1 rRNA gene is annotated in these 396 nt (G+C 49.0%); it reads right to left on the reverse strand.

Features of this window, described 5'->3' with window-relative positions:
- Positions 1-81: ribosomal RNA gene (locus AWT75_RS20495) — 23S ribosomal RNA — on the reverse strand; the annotation flags it as partial.
- Between the last annotated feature and the right edge of the window lie 315 nt (positions 82-396).

The following is a 396-nucleotide window of genomic DNA, read 5'->3' on the forward strand; positions in this document are numbered from 1 at the left end:
CCCGCGCTTTTCGCAGGCTTACACGTCCTTCATCGCCTGTGATCGCCAAGGCATCCACCAGATGCACTTAGTCGCTTGACCCTATCATTTCAGTAACCTGAGTTACCAATCCGACAGGATTGTGTTTGTGCGACATGTCACACCGCCCCTTTTGGTATGGCGACATGACATTAGATACAATCAAATTCCCAAGATGACGATTTGTCCCACATGCAGCGTTAACTGCAGGTGTTTCATCTCGCCGTCTAATTAATTCGGCTTCTTCAGTTTGTTAAAGATCGGGCATTGTCTACACAACGCAAACAAAAATCCACGCAGCCATAAAATCCGCTGTGTGCGCTTTTGTTTGCACTGTAAGGTGGTGGTGGAGGATGACGGGATCGAACCGACGACCCC

It is taken from the genome of Aquitalea pelogenes (assembly GCF_001515305.1).
GTDB classification, from domain to species: domain Bacteria; phylum Pseudomonadota; class Gammaproteobacteria; order Burkholderiales; family Chromobacteriaceae; genus Aquitalea; species Aquitalea pelogenes.